Source organism: Aeromonas sp. QDB56, from assembly GCF_027705505.1.
Taxonomy (GTDB): domain Bacteria; phylum Pseudomonadota; class Gammaproteobacteria; order Enterobacterales; family Aeromonadaceae; genus Aeromonas; species Aeromonas caviae.
On the sequence record NZ_JAPDBZ010000322.1, the window covers coordinates 1 to 641 of the forward strand.

1 protein-coding gene is annotated in these 641 nt (G+C 52.1%); it reads right to left on the reverse strand.

Annotation, left to right across the window (positions count from 1 at the left end; translation table 11 throughout):
• Window positions 1-339: hypothetical protein (locus OKB81_RS20690; RefSeq protein WP_270805461.1), on the reverse strand; the 339-nt coding region annotated here is incomplete at its 3' end.
• Window positions 340-641: the final 302 nt, after the last annotated feature.

Below are 641 nucleotides of genomic sequence, written 5' to 3' on the forward strand. Positions count from 1 at the left end.
TGCTGTCTGAATGAACAATATTTGTTCGAATGTATGGGGTTGTTCAAAGTATAAACACTGATGCGTCAGCCCTGAGAGATCGGGCGTTTCTCTTACATCCTGGTGACGTTTCCCATCGCCATGGGACTGATGCTGATATCGAGCCTGATGGCTATCCTGATCGCCATGGTGGAGTCGCGCAACCAGCAGCCACCCCAGGGGCGGTGGTAAGAGGGCCCTCGCTTTGCGAGCCATCCAATAAAAAACCATCCCGGGCGGGATGGTTTTTGGACTTCCAAATTGGGACTCCCACCTTTTTGCCAGCAATTCGCCCGGCACTGTGGTCAGCGGCGATGCCATCAGCCACCTTGTTAATCCGATAGATCCCGTTTTACTCCCTTGGCATTTGTTTGGTGTCAGGCATTACCACGTCTGAACACTCGGCCCGCCAAGTAAAAATCGCTTGCTTGCCCGATCTCTAGCGGGTTCTTGGAGGAACTGTGTGTGATGAGAGAGATAGCCAGCTAAGCAATGGCTGGCTCAGAAAGGTGGGTGTCCTAGGGAAGGTGCGAACAAGTCCCTGACATGAGATCATGTTTGTCATCTGGAGCCATGAAAAAGGGTTCATCATGAGTCATCAGCTCACCTTCGCCGACAGTGAA